Raw genomic sequence first — 17,542 nt, 5'->3', positions numbered from 1 at the left:
CATGCAAAAAATAATAAGAATAGGTACTCGCGATAGCCAATTAGCGCTTTGGCAAGCAAATAAAGTACGCAAAGAATTAGAGGAATTAGGTTATGAAGCTGTTTTGGTTCCAATAAAATCTACAGGAGATATTGTTTTAGATAAGCCTCTGTACGAATTGGGAATTACAGGTATTTTTACTAAAAATTTAGATATTGCTATGTTAAATGGCGATATTGATATTGCAGTACATTCTTTAAAAGATGTACCTACAGCATTGCCAGAAGGTATTGTGCAAGCCGCAGTTTTAAAGCGTGCAAACTATACAGATATTTTGGTTTTAAAAGATACTGAAGAGTTTTTTGGTCAACCAAACGGAGTAATTGCAACTGGAAGTTTACGTAGAAAAGCACAATGGTTAAATCGTTACCCTACACATTCGGTAGAAGATTTAAGAGGAAATGTAAATACGCGTTTAGAAAAACTTAGAACTAGCGAGACTTGGAACGGAGCTGTTTTTGCAGCTGCTGGTTTAGAGCGATTAGGTTTAAGAGATAAAGGTGCAATACCATTAACTTGGATGATTCCTGCACCAGCTCAAGGTGCAATTATGATTGCTGCTTTAGAAAACGATACATATGTAATGGATGCTTGCGAGCAACTAAATCATCATGAAACTAAGGTTTGTGTTGGTATAGAGCGTGAGTTTTTAAGATTGCTAGAAGGTGGTTGTACAGCGCCAATAGGTGCTTTAGCGTATGTTGATGATAAAACGGGCGAAATTAATTTTAAAGGAATTTTATTAAAAAGAGACGGTTCTAAAAAAATTACAGTAACCAAAACTGCAAAAATTGGAAGTCATAAATTTTTAGCAAAAGATTGCGCCGATTATGTAATAAATAGAGGTGGTAAAGAATTAATGCAAGAAGATGAAGGTAAAGACGATTCGATTGCGAAAGTTTATTCAACTAAAAAATTATCGGAATTACAAAAAGAAAATCTTTCTTCTGCGATAGGTATAGAAGATAGTGATTTCATAAAAATAAGATTTAATAGAATTTCACCAAAAGTAGTTAAGCATTCGCATGAAAACGTTGCAATTACTAGTCAAAATGGTGTTGAAGCTATTTTAAACTCTTTTACCAAAGAAGAATTAGATTTTAAAAATATCTATTGTGTTGGTAGAAGAACAAAGAAGTTAATAGAAAAAAGAATAGGAAAAGTAACGCACGTTGCTAAAAATGCTTTAAAACTTGCAGAATATATCTCTAAAGAAACAGAGGTAAAAGAAATTACTTATTTCTGTAGCGACGTAAGATTAGATGTTTTTCCTACCTATTTGCAAGCACATGAAATTGTTGTGAACGAAGTAGAAGCTTACAAGACAATGTTAAGTCCGGTTAAAATTTCTGATGAATTTTCTGGGGTTTTGTTTTATAGTCCTTCAGGAATAAACAGTTATTTAGAAGTGAATTCTAAAGATAAAACTGCATTTTGTATTGGAGAAACTACTGCAGTAGAAGCTAGAAAGCATTTCGAAAATGTACAAGTTGCTAATTTACCAAGTGTAGATAGTGTTTTAGAATTGGTAAATAGCCATTATGCCGGAGAAGAAACTTCTTCAAATTAATTAATGACAAAGAGCATTTAATAATAATTATTTCGTCAGTTTTCTTCGAAATAACTAAAGTTAGTATACATGTTTAGAACGAGAAGATTAAGAAAAACAGAAGGTATTAGAAGATTAGTTAGAGAAACTAAACTCTCTGTAGACGATTTTATTTATCCACTTTTTATAGAAGAAGGAGAAAACATAGAAACAGAAATTGTTTCTATGCCCGGAATCAAGCGTTTTTCTTTAGATAGAATTTCAAAAGAATTAGATGAGGTAGTTTCTTTAAATATACCTGCGGTTCTTTTGTTTGGAATTCCATCAGAAAAAGATGATGAAGGTACAGAAACATGGAATGATGACGGAATTATGCAAAAAGCAATTCGTTTTATCAAGAAAAATTACCCAAGTTTATATGTAATTACGGATGTTTGTTTTTGTGAATATACTTCTCATGGTCACTGCGGAATTATACATGACAATGATGTAGATAATGATGCAACTTTGGTAAACCTTGCTAAACAAGTAATTTCTCATGCAAAAGCAGGTGTAGATATGGTTGCGCCTTCTGGTATGATGGATGGAACAATAGATATGATTCGACAGTCTTTAGATAATACCGGTTTTACTAATTTACCAATTATGGGATATTCTGTAAAATATGCGTCAGCTTTTTATGGTCCTTTTAGAGATGCGGCAGATTCTGCACCTACATTTGGTGATAGAAGAACGTATCAAATGGATCCTTCTAACAGTGATGAAGGAATGCGAGAAGCTACTTTTGATGATCAAGAAGGAGCGGATATTTTAATGGTAAAACCCGCACTTTCTTATTTAGATATTATTAGAGATTTAAAAAACAATTTCGATAGACCAATTGCATGTTATAATGTAAGCGGAGAATATGCAATGGTTAAAGCTGCTGCAGAAAAAGGTTGGATTGACGGAGAAAAAGTGATGATGGAAAGTCTGTTGTCTATGAAAAGGGCAGGTGCAGATATAATTATTACTTATTTTGCTAAAGAAGCGGCAAGAATATTAAAGACTAACAACTAAAGACTAATAACTGGTAAAGTATGAGCTTTAAAAAATCACAAAAATTATATAAAAAGGGTTTAAAAAACCTTGTAGGTGCAGTAAATTCTCCTGTAAGAGCATTTTCTTCTGTTGGCGGAAATCCGTTGTTTATTAAAAAAGCAAAAGGAACTAGAATTACAGATGTTGATGGAAATGAATATGTAGATTTAGTACTTTCTTACGGGCCAATGATATTAGGTCACAGACATAAAAAAGTGCAAAAAGGTGTTGATAAAGCTTTAAAGAACGGTTATTCTTTTGGTGCATCAACAGAGGCAGAAATAAAATTAGCAAAAATTGTTTGTGATGCTTTTCCGGAAATGGACAAAGTTCGTTTTGTAAACTCTGGTACAGAAGCTGTTTTAAGCGGAATTCGTTTAGCAAGAGCATTTACAGGAAAAGATAAAATTATTAAGTTTTCTGGTTGTTATCATGGGCATCAAGATGCATTATTAGTTGCAGCAGGTTCTGGTTTGGCAACGTTAAGTTTACCAGGTTCTAAAGGTGTGCCAGAAGGTGCGGTAAAAAATACATTAATAGCAGAATATAATAATTTAGAAAGTGTAAAAAAACACTTTGAAGAGCACGATGATATTGCCGGTGTAATCATAGAGCCAATCGGTGGTAATATGGGAGTTGTAATTCCGCAAAATAATTTCTTAAAAGAATTAAAAGAATTTTTAGAAACCAAAGGAGCGTTGCTAATTGCTGATGAAGTAATGACCGGTTTTCGTTCTAAATTTGGTGGCGCACAAGAATTATTAGGTGTTACAGCAGATATTACGTGTTTAGGTAAAGTAATTGGCGGAGGTTTTCCTGTTGGTGCTTATGGTGCAAGAAACGAAATCATGGAAAATGTTGCGCCGTTAGGAGGAATGTATCAAGCAGGTACTTTATCTGGAAATCCGATAGCTATGGCTGGTGGAATAGCAACTTTAACAGAGTTGAAAAAACAAAATCCGTATGAAAAGTTCGAAGAAGTTGGTGCGATAATAGAAGTGATTTTATTGGAAACAGCTAAGAAATACAACGTAGATTTAACTGTAAATAGATTTGGTTCTATGTTAAATCCGTTCTTTACAAAAACGAAAGTTACAAATTTTGAAGAAGCTCAAACTTCTGATACAGAAAAGTTTGGTGTTTTCTTTTGGGAAATGATAAAAAATGGAGTGTTTTTACCTCCAAGTCAATTTGAAGCTTGGTTTTTATCATCAGCATTAAAAGATAAGGATATAAAAATAATAGCAAATGCAACTGACAAGGCTATGAAAAAAGTAGCCGATAGCTTTTAGCTATTTGCTTTTAGTAGAGAATTTATGAGAAATTTTAGAAAATTAAAGATTTGGGAACAAGGAATTGTTATTGTCAAAGAAATTTATAAAATAGCTCAAAAATTACCTTCTGATGAAAAGTTTGGATTGAAAAGTCAAATTACAAGGGCTGCCGTTTCAATTCCATCAAATATAGCCGAAGGATCTAGTAGAAATAGTGTAGTTGAATTTAAACGATTTTTAGAAATTGCGATAGGTTCGCTTTTTGAGGTTGAAACTCAACTTATAATAATTCAAGAATTAGAATTAATAGAATCAGAAGAATTAAAGATCATTTTTGAACTTATAGAAAAAGAAGGCAAGATGATTAACGGATTAATAAATACAATAAAGAATAGCTAAAAGCCAAAGCCAAAAGCTAAAAGCTAATAGCCAAAAGCTATAAAATGATAAAAAACGATTTATTTTTAAGAGCATTAAAAGGAGAAACTGTAGATAGACCACCAGTTTGGATGATGCGTCAAGCAGGAAGATATTTGCCAGAGTTTATGGAAATTAAACACAAATACGATTTCTTTACACGTTGTCAAACTCCAGAATTAGCATCAGAAATTACTGTACAACCAATCCGTAGATACGGTATGGATGCTGCAATTTTATTTTCTGATATTTTGGTAATTCCACAAGCAATGAACATTCATGTGGAGATGAAACCAAATTTTGGACCTTATTTACCAAATCCTATTCGTACTCAAAAAGATTTAGACGCTGTTATTATTCCAGATATTCAAGATTCTTTAGGTTATGTAATGGATGCAATTAAAGCAACTAAAGAAAAGTTGAATGATGAAATTCCGTTAATAGGTTTTGCAGGCTCACCTTGGACAATTCTTTGCTATTGTGTACAAGGTCAAGGTTCTAAAAACTTTGATAAAGCAAAAGAATTATGTTTTACAAACCCAGTTGTAGCACATTCTTTATTACAAAAAATTACAGATACAACTATCGCGTATTTAAAGGCAAAAGTAGAGGCAGGTGTAGACGCTGTTCAAGTATTTGATTCTTGGGGTGGAATGTTATCACCCGTAGATTATCAAGAGTTTTCATGGCAATATATGCAGCAAATAATCGATGCTTTAAAAGATATTACTCCGGTAATTGCATTTGGTAAAGGTTGTTGGTTTGCTTTAAATGAAATGTCTAAATCTGGTGCTTCTGCATTAGGTGTAGATTGGACTTGTTCTGCAAGAAATGCACGATATTTATCTGGCGGAAACATTACTTTACAAGGTAATTTCGATCCAACAAGATTGTTCTCTCCACCATCAGAAATTAAGAAAATGGTTACTCAAATGATTAACGAGTTTGGTAAAGACAAGTATATTGTAAATTTAGGACACGGTATTTTACCAAACATTCCGTTAGATCATGCAAAAGCATTTGTAGATGCGGTAAAAGAATATAAAGCAAATTAAAAAATGCCTCATTTTATTTTAGACTGTTCAGAAAATATTTTAAAGCTTCAAGAACCTAGAAAGGTGCTTGAAGCTGTTTTTGAAACAGCATTTTCTACCGGATTATTTGATAGAGATGATATTAAAGTACGTCTAAATCCGTTTAAACATTCTTTAGTACAAAGTGCCGAAGCAGATTTTATACATGTTTTTGGTAACATTATGGAAGGAAGAACAGAAGAACAAAAATCTGATCTTTCTTATGCTATTGTAGCTACACTAACAACGCTTTTTCCTAATGTGCCTATCATTTCTATGAATATTAGAAATTTTGAACAAGCTACTTATTGTAATAAATCTATGATTTAAATAAGTAATTTGGGCGTTACTTTGTTAAAAAAAACAAAGTCGCGCTTTCCATTATATCTTTTTGCAGAAAAAGCAAAAAGGATGCCATTTCAATCGCTAACGCAAACCAAGGCTAATGATAAAAAATATACTTTCTGCAATAAAAGCATATTTAGGAGCTGTCAATTTAATTTCAAAATTAAAACTTTGGAAATATTTTATAATTCCTATAATTATTAGCATTGTTACCGCAACCATTATTGGTTTTACAGCTTACGGATTGTCTGATAATGTAGGTCAATTTTTATCAAAAATTTGGATTTGGGATTGGGGAAAACAAGCCTTTACATCTTTTGCCTCTTTTGTTGGCGGAATTTTTGTGCTGGTTATAGGTTTAATTTTATACAAACATATTGTTTTAGCTTTTTCGGCTCCGTTTATGAGTCCGGTTTCAGAAAAAATAGAAATCTATATCAACGGAAGTTTAAAGCATCAACATAGAAAAACAAGTTTTAACGAACAATTAATTAGAGGGATTCGAATTAATATCAGAAATTTATCAAAAGAATTGTTAATTACAATTCCTATTTTATTATTAAAATTTATTCCTGTAGTTAATATTTTTTCGACAATTTTACTGTTTTTAGTACAGTCTTATTATGCAGGTTTTGGTAATATAGATTACACATTAGAGCGTCATTTTAATTATAAAGAAAGTATTTATTTTGTTCGTAAAAACAAAGGTATAGCTATAGGAAACGGAATTGTGTTTATGCTTTGTCTGTTAGTTCCTGTTATAGGAATCATTATTGTTTTGCCTTTATCTGTAACTGCTGCAACTACAAAAACAATTACTATTTTAAATAAAACACATGAAAGATCAGTTTTATAAATACATAGAAAATTTACAAGACACAATTACTTCTAAATTAGAAGTAATTGATGGAGGAACTAAGTTTAAAGAAGACATTTGGGAAAGGCCAGAAGGCGGAGGAGGAAGAACACGTGTTATAGAAAATGGAAATGTTTTTGAAAAAGGAGGTGTAAATATATCTGCTGTTCACGGTGATTTGCCAGAGGTTTTAAGAAATCAATTTAAAGTAAAAGAAGGTAATTTTTTTGCTTGCGGTTTAAGTTTGGTTTTGCATCCTATAAATCCTTTTGTGCCTACGGTTCATGCTAATTGGCGCTATTTTGAAATGTACGATGATGCTGGTAATATAGTAACGCAATGGTTTGGTGGCGGACAAGATTTAACGCCTTATTATTTGTTTGAAGAAGATGCAATACACTTTCATTCTGTTTGCAAAACTGCTTGCGATGCTCATAATTCAGAGTTTTATCCGAAGTTTAAAAAAGTATGTGATGAGTATTTTTGGAATGCTCACAGAAACGAAGCCCGCGGAATTGGTGGTTTGTTTTTTGATTACTTAAAAGAAACAGAAGCATTCTCTATAAAAGATCGATTTGATTTTGTTACTCAAGTAGGAGATAGTTTTCTAGAAAGTTATGTACCTATCGTAAATAGAAGAAAAGAGGTTGAATTTGATAAAAGTCATAAAGATTGGCAAGAAGTAAGGCGTGGACGTTACGTAGAGTTTAATTTAGTTCACGACAGAGGAACTTTATTTGGACTAAAAACAAACGGAAGAATTGAAAGTATTCTAATGAGTTTACCGCCAATTGTTCAATGGAAATATAATCATCAACCAGAAGAAAATTCCAACGAAGCAAAATTGCTAGACGTTTTAGCTAAACCTAGAAATTGGGTCGAATAAGATTAAGCTTTATTGTAATATATCTTTTAAAGGGTTTTGTTTTTTTGCTAAAAAAATAAAACCTTTTTTTTATGACTAATTTGTAAATTGTTAATAACCTTGGTCTTCAGGAGGTTTTAGTGAATGGTGTATTGGTTCTTTATTCGTTATTAACTTTTAAAATAGTTTCTGTTTTTCTTAAGGAGAATGGTTTTTAATGTATTGATATTCAGTTGTTAATATGTTAATTAGTTTTGCGGGTTTTTCTCTTCTTCTTGAGGTTGTATTTTGTTTTTTAGTTATTAACATCAATTAGTCAAACTTATTAACATTTTGTTAATAAGTTTGATGCTGCTTTGCTTTTTGTAGAGATGAAAATTTTAACTTTAAAAAAGTAGATTCGCGTTTATAGTGATTTTTACGAGTTATGATAATTCGCACAAAAAAGAAAAAATGAAAAATTTGCTATCCCTTTTATTATTAATAACTTTTCAATTAACTTTTTCTCAAAAAAATAATTATGTTGATAATTATGAAATGAGTCAAGATTTTGGAAAGATTATTCAAGATTTGTCTAACGATTACATTTATTTAAACGATAAAAAAACCGATTTTAGTTGTGTTAAAGAAAAATACGCTGAAATTGTATCAAAAGTAAAGACAAATCAAGAAAAAATACTTTTTTTTGAATATTTATTAAATGAGTTTTATGACAGTAACTTACAATTAAACGCTAAAACTAAATCTTCTTTTCGTTTACATTCGCCCCTACACATTGTTCTTAAAGAAGATAAGTTTTACGTTCAAAACATTTGGTTTTCACAAATTAAAGATTTTGGAAAAAATATTATTGGGGCAGAAGTTTTAAATTTTAATAGCAAAGAATTTAATAAAGTTATAGATGATTTTCCTGTACAATGCGTTAATAAAAAGATACCAGAAGTAAGAGAGTGGATTGCAAATAAAATTATTTCAGGTAGATTAAATGAGTCTAGGGTTTTAACTTTAAAATTAGTTGATGATAGAAAAATAAGTTTAAACGTAGATAATATTAAAATTAGAGAAGAAAGAAAATTGCTTTCTGTTCTTAAAAAAGATGATTTTACTGTTATTAAAATTAATAATTCGCTAAATCACGCAAACTTTATCAGATATTTCGATAATCAGTTAAATGCAAATATAAATGCTAAAGGTTTAATTTTAGATTTAAGAAATACCACAGACGGTAAAAATTCATACGTTGCAAATGCAATTTTAAGCAGGTTTATAGATTCTGAAGTACCTTTTAAAAAGAATGTTACAAAAGATAAATATGGTAACAATCCTGCTATTATAAAAAGTAGATTAGAATTTGTTAATCCTAGAGGAATTCAATTTAAACAACCAGTTATTGTTTTGGTAGGAAAATGGACGGGTAGTGTTGGGCAAGACGTAGCCATTGGTTTAGATGCTATAAATAGAGGAAAAATTTTAGGTACTAAAATGATGAAATTAGCTGGAGAAACAAAAGATTACTTATTTACTAAAGATAAATACGGTTATAGAATTTCTACAGATAAAGTTTATACTGCCAATGGTATCGTAAGAGAAGCTTTTATACCTAAATATGACATTTTACAACAAAGTACGCTAAAAGATGATGTTCTTAATAAAGCCTATAGTTTGCTAGAAGCTGAAGCTAATGATAGTTTTGCATCAAAAATTAAAAACAAAAGTAATATAGTTGCTAAAAATGATAAATAATTATTTTATCGATTAGTTTTTCAATTTTTTTAAAAGAATAAAATAACTGCATAGATAGATTTTTTAATCTATTAATATGCGTGATAAAGAGTGATTTTTTTACTTTGTCAATAAACGTGTACAATTAAAATGATGATTGAATTAAGTAGATTTATTTATTGTGATATATTTAAATTTTAGGCTAAAAAATAAAAATTATATAAAATTATTGGCTTTATTATTTTAAAATTATGAATAATGTAAATGAGACTTCGTTGTAAAATTAATTTTGGACTAATTTTTTTGATGTAAAATGAATGAAATTTAGTACTTTTGCAATCTCTAAAATCAGATAGAAATGGCAAGATTTGAATTGAAATTACCTAAAATGGGGGAAAGTGTTGCAGAAGCAACAATAACTTCTTGGTTAAAAGAAGTAGGAGATACAGTAGAATTAGACGAAGCAGTTGTAGAAATTGCTACGGATAAAGTAGATTCTGAAGTACCTAGTGAAGTTGAAGGAACTTTAATCGAAATTTTATTTCAAAAAGATGACGTAGTTGCTGTAGGTGATGTAATTGCTGTTATAGAAACAGAAGGTGAAGATGCAGGAGAAGTAAAAACAGAAACAACTAAAGAAGTTTCTGAAGAAAAAACGACCGAAGTAGCTGCTGTTGAGCAAACAATAGAGAAGGCTGCAGAAATTAAGGCTACACCTATTTCTAAAAATTCAGAATCTGGTAAATTTTATTCTCCGTTAGTTAGAAATATTGCTCAGAAAGAAAATGTTTCTATGGAAGAATTAGAACTTATTTCTGGTTCTGGAAAAGACGGGCGAGTTACCAAAGAGGATATTTTATCGTTTTTAGAAAACAGAAACAATTCACCTAAAACAACAAGTAAAGCTGTTCAGCCTGCTAAGAATGTTGAAAAAACTGTAGCAAAAGCAGCACCAGTTTCTGTAAACGGAGAAGATGAGGTGATAGAGATGAGCAGAATGGGTAAATTGATTGCTAAACATATGGTAGATTCTGTACAGACATCTGCACACGTGCAATCTTTTATAGAAATCGATGTTACAAATATTGTAAAATGGAGATCTAAAGTTAAAGATGCCTTCTTTAAACGTGAAGGAGAAAAGTTAACTTTTACGCCGATTTTAATGCATGCTGTAGCTTCTACAATAAAAAAATATCCTTTAATAAATATTGCTTTAAACGGCGATACTATCATCAAAAAGAAAAATATTAATTTAGGTATGGCTGCTGCTTTACCAGATGGTAATTTAATTGTGCCTGTTATTAAAAATGCAGATCAACTAAATTTAGTTGGTATGACAAAGTCGGTAAACGATTTAGCTGTTAGAGCAAGAAATAATCAATTAAAACCAGACGAAATCCAGGGAGGAACTTATACAGTTACTAATGTTGGTAGTTTTGGTTCTGTTATGGGGACTCCAATTATCAATCAGCCACAAGTTGCAATTTTAGCTTTAGGTGCTATTAGAAAAGTGCCTGCAGTAATAGAAACTCCAGAAGGTGATTTTATTGGAATCAGACAAAAAATGTTTGTTTCTCATTCTTATGATCACAGAGTTGTAAATGGTGCTTTAGGAGGAATGTTTATTAAAACTTTGAAAGAAACATTAGAAGCTTGGGATGTAAATCAAGATGTTTAAGCTACTTAGATATTTAATTTAAAAAACGTTCGAAATTTTCGAGCGTTTTTTTATTTTAAAACAGTATTTTCGTGACAATATAAAACTAAAATTTAAAAAGATAAAAATGAAAAAATTGTTATTATTATTTGTATTGTCTATTGCTTTTAATTCAGTTGCTCAAGAATCTGTGTTGTTAAGAGCTAATTATAAAAAAGGAGATACTTATTTAGTAAATTTAGACCAGTCTCAAAGTATGGGCGCTCAAGGTGGTGTTGATATGAAAATGACAATGTCTATGGAAGTTTCAGAGGCTTCTGATGAAAAAATTACAACTTCATCTAACATTAAGTCTATTAACATGAATATGTTACAAGGTGGTAATGTGATGACTTATGATTCTTCTACAAAAGAAGAAGATTTAGATGAAATGGGTAAGATGATGAGTCAACAGTTTAAGCCAATGATGCAGGCAAAAATTATCTCTACTTTAACATCAAGAGGTGAAATTTTAGAAACAAAAGTTGATCCTTCTAATCCTATGATGGATCAGTTTACAAAACAAACTAAAGGGGTTACTTATCCGGAAGAAAAAGTATCTGTAGGTTCTTCTTGGGAAGATGAAGTAAACGAACAGGGAATGACTGTAAAAACTGTTTATACAGTATCTAAAATTGCTGCAGGCAAGGTTTATATTGATGTTTCTGGAACCGTTTCTGGTATGGGTACTGGAGATGTAAAAGGAAAATTAATTGTAAATGCTGATTCTGGTGTTCAAGAAACCTTAAACTTAATTATGAACATGAATGCAGGCGGAATGGAAATGAAAATTACAACAAAAAGTACTACAACAAAACAATAAGCTTTTAAATATTAAACTTAAAGAGCCCTAAGATATATCTTAGGGCTTTTTTGTGCTATAGCTTTTTGTAAAGCCACCAATTCATATCTCTAGTATATTTAAAACCTAGCTTTTCATACAAGGGTATTGCCGCATTGCCTTTGTTTGTATGTAAAATAGGCAGTTTTTTATCGTTTAAAATATCTTTGGTTGTGTGATAAATTAATTGTTTTGCTAAACCACGTCTTGTAAAATTTGGATGTGTTACAACAGAACTAATTTCTATAAAATCATTAGTTTGCATCCTTTGGCCAGTAATTGCTACTAATTTTCCTTCCTTAAAAATTCCGAAAAATTTACCCATTTCAAAACCTCTCTTTTGGTAAAAACCAGGCATCACTAACCATATAAGGTCATATACTTCTTCTATGTGTTTTTCGGTTAAAGGTGTAATCTCATCAATAAGATCAACTTCTATTAATTGATCTAAAATCATTTGACAACCATTAATTTTTTTCTCTAGTTTAATTTTATCAGTATGAACGGCGGGAGTATCTTTTTCGGAAACGAAGAAAAAAGTATCTGTTATTTTAGAGTATTTGTCTGCTGCATCTAATGTTTTATTAGCTTGAAAAAAAGAACCAAAATTATTTATTTCAGGATTGTAAAATTGAACGCCATCGTATTCTATAAGAAATTTATTGTGTGTTTCTTGTAATGCGTACCAAACAGGGTTTTTTAATCTATCTTCTAGTGTAGTCATAAATGCATCAAAAAATAAAAAAGCCCGCTTAAAAGCGGGCTTTTCAAATTAAAAATTTTTTAAAAACCTAAGCTAACATTGTAACAGGGTTTTCTATATATGTTTTTAAAGTTTGTAAAAACTGAGCACCAACAGCACCATCAACAGTTCTGTGGTCACAAGTTAACGTTAATTTCATTGTGTTACCAACTACTATTTGTCCGTCTTTTACAACTGGTTTTTCAACAATTGCACCAACAGATAAAATTGCAGAGTTTGGTTGGTTAATTATTGATGTAAAATTATCAATACCAAACATACCTAAGTTAGAAACAGTAAAAGTACTTCCTTGCATTTCTGCAGGAGTAATCTTTTTATTTCTTGCTTTACCTGCTAAATCTCTAACACCAGCACCAATTTGAGTTAAACTTAATTGATCTGTGTGCTTGATTACAGGTACAAGCAATCCGTCTGCAACAGCAACTGCAACACCAACATGAATATGATCGTGATAAATTGTATTTGCATCAGACCAAGATGTATTTACTTGTGGATGTTTCTTTAATGCCATTGCACAAGCTTTAACAACCATGTCATTAAAAGATACTTTTGTATCTGGTATTGCATTAATTGTTTTTCTTGAAGCCATTGCATTATCCATGCTTACTTCAATATTTAGACTAAAGTCTGGAGAAGTAAATTTAGAATTACCTAAAGACTTAGCAATTGCTTTTCTCATTTGAGAGTTTTTAACTTCTCTAGAGTTTTCTACACCTGCTGCAACTGTAGTTTCTGCTTGTGTATTAGTTGCAGATGCTTTTTCTTCAGTTTTAGCAGAAGGTGTGTAATTTTCAACATCCTTTTTTATAATTCTACCATTTTCACCAGTACCTTTTACGTCTACTAAATTGATGCCCTTATCAGAAGCTATTTTTTTAGCCAATGGTGAAGCAAAAATTCTACCACCATTAGAGTTTGTAGAATTGTTATTAGTTGTTTCTGTAGATTTAGAATCTTCAGGTTTACTTTCTTCTTTGCTAGTCTCTTTTTTAGCTTCTGGCTTTTTAGTTTCTGCATCATTTGAACTAGAAACAGCACCTCCGTTTTCTACAATTGCAGAAACATCTGTACCTTCTGGTCCAATAATAGTTAACAAACTATCAACTGGTGCAGTTTCACCTTCTTGCACACCAATGTAAAGAATAGTTCCTTCGTAGAAACATTCAAATTCCATTGTTGCTTTGTCGGTTTCAATTTCTGCAAGCATATCACCCTCTTCAACTGCGTCACCAACGTTTTTTAACCAAGTTGCTACAGTACCATCTGTCATTGTATCACTTAAACGAGGCATAGTAATTACCTGCACTCCTTCAGGAATAGTAACAGAACTACTAGAAGTATTTTCTTCAGATTTTTCTGTTTTTGGTTCTTCGGATTTTTCTTCTTTATTAGATTCAGAAGCTTTATCGTTAGAAGAATTTCCATTTAAAATATCAGAAATATCTTCACCCTCTTCACCGATAACAGCTAACAATACATCAACTGGAGAGGTTTCACCTTCCTGAATACCAATATGTAATAATGTTCCTTCATAAAACGACTCAAACTCCATTGTAGCTTTGTCTGTTTCAATTTCGGCTAAAATGTCTCCTTCTTCAATTTTATCTCCAACATTTTTTAACCATTTTGCCACAACACCTTCTTCCATGGTGTCACTTAATCGGGGCATGTTTATTACTGTAGCCATATTTTATTTTATAAAAGGATAATCTTCTTGTTCATAAACCATGTCGAACATTTGCTGAGTTTCTGGATAAGGAGAATCTTCTGCAAATTGTTCACATTCTTTTACTTTAGCCTTCACTTCTTTGTCTATTGCAGCAATTTCTTCTGCAGTAGCATATTCTTTTTCTTTAATTACATCTAAAATTTGAGTAATAGGATCAATTTTTTTGTACTCCTCAACTTCGTCTTTAGTTCTATAATGTTGTGCATCAGACATAGAGTGACCTCTGTATCTGTAAGTTTTCATTTCTAAAAATGTTGGTCCGTCTCCTCGTCTTGCTCTTTGAATAGCTTCATCTACAGCTTCAGCAACTTTAATAGGATTCATTGCATCTACAGGTCCACAAGGCATTTCATAACCTAAACCTAATTTCCAAATATCAGTATGATTTGCTGTTCTTTCTACAGAAGTACCCATTGCGTATCCATTGTTTTCAACAATAAATATTACAGGTAATTTCCATAACATTGCCATGTTAAAAGCTTCGTGTAAAGAACCTTGTCTTGCAGCACCGTCTCCAAAACATGTTAAAGTTACAGCATCGCTACCTTTATATTTATCACCAAATGCGATACCAGCACCTAAAGGAATTTGACCACCAACAATACCGTGACCACCGTAAAAACCAAATTCTTTAGAAAAAATATGCATAGAACCACCCATACCTTTAGAAGTACCAGTTGCTTTACCATATAATTCTGCCATCACTTTTTTAGGATCTTCTCCCATACCAATTGGCTGTACGTGATTTCTGTATGCAGTAATCATTTTATCTTTAGACAAGTCCATTGCGTGTAATGCTCCTGCTAAAATTGCTTCTTGTCCATTATATAAATGCAAGAAACCTCTAACTTTTTGTTGAATGTAAACTGAAGCTAGTTTGTCTTCGAACTTACGCCAAAAAAGCATGTCTTTGTACCAGTCTAAATACGTTTGTTTAGTGATTTTTTTCATTCTAGTGATAAATTGTTTGTTGTGAGATTATTTTATTAAATATGAATAATCGAAATACAAAAATAACTGTTTTAAATAGAATAAAAAAACTTGATTTTATACATTTAACTACAACGATTTCGTTGGGTATTTATTTGTCTTTTGCGATCACTAACGTTGCTTTGGCATCTGTTGCTAAATTCCATTCATTAGAAGAAAGTAAATCACCTGCATCGTTATAAACTTTAAAAGCTGCTGTGTTTGGTCCAGAAGTACCTTGATTTAATGCAACAAAAGAAATCTTATTAATACCAACTTCTAGCGGTATTGTAAAGCTTTGATATCTTTGTTTTAAAGTAATGTTTGTAACTACAGGAATGTTGTTAACCATTATGGTAACTCGGTCACCGTCTGGATATTGAAAATCTCTACAAATTATATTTACACTATTAGAGTTGGTTCTAAAGCTACCGAGATCTTGATCTATAACAGGATAAATGTATTGACCGTTAATTTTTTTGAATGCTTTTAAAAATCGAGCTTCATTAATCCTTTTTTGAGAAATGACGCCTTTATTATTGATTTTATCTTCTTCTTGTTTTTTCTTTAATTTTTTTTGCTCATTATCATACGCTTGTTTAAAGCCATTATTGCCTTTTAACTCAATTGATTTAGGTTTTTCTAATGTTTTTGCGTTATTTAGAACTACAGCTTTAATTTTGCCTTTATTGCTAGCTCCATTGCTTTTATCTAATTGAGCAACAGCGTTAGATGTCGATAAAATACAGGTGAATAAAGTAAATAAAATAAGTTTTTTTTTCATGTAGAATAATTTTCTAACCGTGTATATACAAATATAATGCCTAAATAAATTGAACTTGTTTAGTTTTTGTTAAACTTAATTAGTTTACTTCAAAATTAAAATAAGTTTTAGGAAAAGGTTCGTTTCTTATTGTAAAATGCCACCACTCATTTTTATATGGATTAAAGCCGTGTTTTATCATAATTTTACGCAGTAACATTCTGTTTTCTTGTTGGTCTTTTGTGATACCAGTATAAGATGGATGTGATTCTGAACCGAAAAAATCATAAATACTACCCATGTCTAATTCTTTGTTTGTCTCTAAATTCACAATTGTTAAATCAACAGAACTTCCTCTAGAATGACCAGAAAGTGAGGCGATATAACCTTGCTTAAAAAGCTTAGATTTTCTAACTTTTGGATAATACGTTTGTTTCATTAAAGTATCATCTAAAACTTTAGCCCATTTTACAAAATGTTTTACTGCTTTTTGTGGTCTATAAGCATCAAAGATTTTAAGACCTAAGTTTTTATCTGCTAGTTCTTCTTGAACCTTTTTTAATGCTTTTGCGGTTGTTGTAGTTGTGATGATACAATCGCTTCGGTAACCATCAATTGGTTTACCTATAAAGTTATTGTTCGAAAAATATCTTAACTCAACTTTTACTGTCGGAATTATATTATCAAGATAAACAAAGCCTTTAGGCAATTCTTGTGCTTTTAAACTTATTGAAAAAAGAAAAACCAACAAAAAAGAAATACTTTTCATAAATAATGTGTTTTTTTAGATTTTAAGAATTGCTATATCTTCCATAAAAATATTGAAAAACTCCGTAGCACACAAAACCTAGTGCCATTACAGCCATTAAAATATTACCAAAAGTTAAAGAATTTAGAAAGCGAAACATTTCTTGAGTGCCTTTAATTTTTTCTGGATTATTATTAAAACCTGCAGAAAAAATAAACCAAGAAAAAATGAGAAAAGAAATTCCTCTAGCAAAGATTCCAAATGCTCCAGTTTTTTTTAAAAAATTAAATGAAGCAATGTTTTCATTTTTTTTAATATCCTCTAAATAACTATTAGTTATTACTTTGTAAAATTGATAGATTGCAGATCCTGAGAAAATAATACCAATAAGAATTAAAATTACATTACCATTTTCTATTTGTAAGATTCTTGAAACTAAAGTTTCTTTAGTAACATCGTTTGATGTTTGATTAAAAATTTTTAAAAATATTGAAATAGCAAAAGACCCATAAAAAAAGGTTCTAAAAAGGTAACTTACAGCAGAAAAATATTTTTTATTGGAATCTTCGTTTTTAAGAACATCGTAAAACTTATATGCTCTCCACAAAGCAAAAGACATTAAGCCTAAACTAACAATTAATAAAAGTACTTTACCAAAAATCTGATTTTCTAAAAATGAAATCACACCATTTTTATCAGAAATTTTACCGCCAATATTTAAGGCGGTTAAAAAGGTTAAAATGCCAATAATTATGTAAACGAATCCTTTGGTAAGAAAACCAAACTTTCTAAGTTTTAAAATCACAAATAAAT

Annotated in this window: 17 protein-coding genes; 11 read left to right on the top strand and 6 right to left on the bottom strand. The window is 30.8% G+C overall.

What is annotated here, in order from left to right; all coding sequences use genetic code 11:
• Nucleotide 1: 1 nt before the first annotated feature.
• The 11 genes from hemC to WG950_RS05200 all read left to right on the top strand — a co-directional run bounded on the left by hemC (nucleotide 2) and on the right by WG950_RS05200 (nucleotide 11,739).
• Nucleotides 2-1,609: a hydroxymethylbilane synthase gene (gene hemC, locus WG950_RS05250; RefSeq protein ID WP_340934621.1), complete on the top strand. Its 1,608-nt coding sequence runs from the start codon at nucleotides 2-4 to the stop codon at nucleotides 1,607-1,609.
• 69 nt (nucleotides 1,610-1,678) lie between these two features.
• Nucleotides 1,679-2,647: a porphobilinogen synthase gene (gene hemB, locus WG950_RS05245; protein WP_340934618.1), complete on the top strand. Its 969-nt coding sequence runs from the start codon at nucleotides 1,679-1,681 to the stop codon at nucleotides 2,645-2,647.
• A gap of 20 nt (nucleotides 2,648-2,667) precedes the next feature.
• Nucleotides 2,668-3,960 (top strand): glutamate-1-semialdehyde 2,1-aminomutase, encoded by a 1,293-nt coding sequence (gene hemL / locus WG950_RS05240; protein WP_340934616.1) that lies wholly within the window; start codon nucleotides 2,668-2,670, stop codon nucleotides 3,958-3,960.
• Nucleotides 3,961-3,984: 24 nt separating this feature from the next.
• Nucleotides 3,985-4,341, top strand: a complete 357-nt coding sequence (locus WG950_RS05235; protein WP_340934614.1) for a four helix bundle protein — start codon at nucleotides 3,985-3,987, stop codon at nucleotides 4,339-4,341.
• A 44-nt stretch (nucleotides 4,342-4,385) separates the two neighbouring features.
• The gene (gene hemE / locus WG950_RS05230) at nucleotides 4,386-5,414 is read left to right on the top strand and encodes a uroporphyrinogen decarboxylase (RefSeq protein ID WP_079738335.1); all 1,029 of its coding nucleotides are present in this window, start codon (nucleotides 4,386-4,388) and stop codon (nucleotides 5,412-5,414) included.
• A 3-nt stretch (nucleotides 5,415-5,417) separates the two neighbouring features.
• Nucleotides 5,418-5,762, top strand: a complete 345-nt coding sequence (locus WG950_RS05225; protein ID WP_077808698.1) for a 5-carboxymethyl-2-hydroxymuconate Delta-isomerase — start codon at nucleotides 5,418-5,420, stop codon at nucleotides 5,760-5,762.
• A 115-nt stretch (nucleotides 5,763-5,877) separates the two neighbouring features.
• Complete coding sequence (locus WG950_RS05220; RefSeq protein ID WP_340934611.1) at nucleotides 5,878-6,633, top strand: EI24 domain-containing protein; 756 nt, start codon at nucleotides 5,878-5,880, stop codon at nucleotides 6,631-6,633.
• Nucleotides 6,614-7,519 carry an oxygen-dependent coproporphyrinogen oxidase gene (hemF, locus tag WG950_RS05215; protein ID WP_340934610.1) on the top strand — a complete coding sequence of 302 codons (906 nt, stop codon included), beginning with the start codon at nucleotides 6,614-6,616 and terminating at the stop codon, nucleotides 7,517-7,519. The genes WG950_RS05220 and hemF overlap by 20 nt, the downstream gene beginning before the upstream one ends.
• A gap of 432 nt (nucleotides 7,520-7,951) precedes the next feature.
• Nucleotides 7,952-9,241 carry a S41 family peptidase gene (locus WG950_RS05210; protein ID WP_340934608.1) on the top strand — a complete coding sequence of 430 codons (1,290 nt, stop codon included), beginning with the start codon at nucleotides 7,952-7,954 and terminating at the stop codon, nucleotides 9,239-9,241.
• Between the two features lie 337 nt (nucleotides 9,242-9,578).
• Nucleotides 9,579-10,898 carry a dihydrolipoamide acetyltransferase family protein gene (locus tag WG950_RS05205; RefSeq protein ID WP_340934606.1) on the top strand — a complete coding sequence of 440 codons (1,320 nt, stop codon included), beginning with the start codon at nucleotides 9,579-9,581 and terminating at the stop codon, nucleotides 10,896-10,898.
• Between the two features lie 106 nt (nucleotides 10,899-11,004).
• Complete coding sequence (locus WG950_RS05200) at nucleotides 11,005-11,739, top strand: DUF6263 family protein (protein ID WP_340934604.1); 735 nt, start codon at nucleotides 11,005-11,007, stop codon at nucleotides 11,737-11,739.
• Between the two features lie 55 nt (nucleotides 11,740-11,794).
• Here WG950_RS05200 and WG950_RS05195 read toward each other — a convergent pair whose 3' ends face one another.
• From WG950_RS05195 to WG950_RS05170, 6 genes are all read right to left on the bottom strand, one after another.
• A complete protein-coding gene (locus tag WG950_RS05195) occupies nucleotides 11,795-12,481 on the bottom strand; it encodes a GNAT family N-acetyltransferase (RefSeq protein WP_340934603.1) in 687 nt (228 codons plus the stop codon).
• A 67-nt stretch (nucleotides 12,482-12,548) separates the two neighbouring features.
• The gene (locus WG950_RS05190) at nucleotides 12,549-14,207 is read right to left on the bottom strand and encodes a pyruvate dehydrogenase complex dihydrolipoamide acetyltransferase (RefSeq protein ID WP_340934601.1); all 1,659 of its coding nucleotides are present in this window, start codon (nucleotides 14,205-14,207) and stop codon (nucleotides 12,549-12,551) included.
• Nucleotides 14,208-14,210: 3 nt separating this feature from the next.
• Complete coding sequence (gene pdhA, locus WG950_RS05185) at nucleotides 14,211-15,200, bottom strand: pyruvate dehydrogenase (acetyl-transferring) E1 component subunit alpha (protein WP_077808707.1); 990 nt, start codon at nucleotides 15,198-15,200, stop codon at nucleotides 14,211-14,213.
• A 130-nt stretch (nucleotides 15,201-15,330) separates the two neighbouring features.
• Entirely contained in the window at nucleotides 15,331-16,002 is a 672-nt protein-coding gene (locus tag WG950_RS05180; protein WP_077808708.1) for a hypothetical protein, read from the bottom strand.
• Nucleotides 16,003-16,081: 79 nt separating this feature from the next.
• Nucleotides 16,082-16,750 (bottom strand): M15 family metallopeptidase, encoded by a 669-nt coding sequence (locus WG950_RS05175; protein WP_340934599.1) that lies wholly within the window; start codon nucleotides 16,748-16,750, stop codon nucleotides 16,082-16,084.
• Between the two features lie 22 nt (nucleotides 16,751-16,772).
• On the bottom strand, nucleotides 16,773-17,534 hold the full coding sequence (locus WG950_RS05170; RefSeq protein ID WP_340934597.1) for a DUF1206 domain-containing protein: 762 nt from the start codon (nucleotides 17,532-17,534) through the stop codon (nucleotides 16,773-16,775).
• Nucleotides 17,535-17,542 lie beyond the last annotated feature (8 nt).

Origin of the sequence: Polaribacter marinaquae, from assembly GCF_038019025.1 — a bacterium.
Lineage (GTDB): Bacteria > Bacteroidota > Bacteroidia > Flavobacteriales > Flavobacteriaceae > Polaribacter > Polaribacter marinaquae.
Note: the sequence above shows the minus strand (reverse complement) of the source record. Positions and strands in the feature narration are given on the sequence as shown.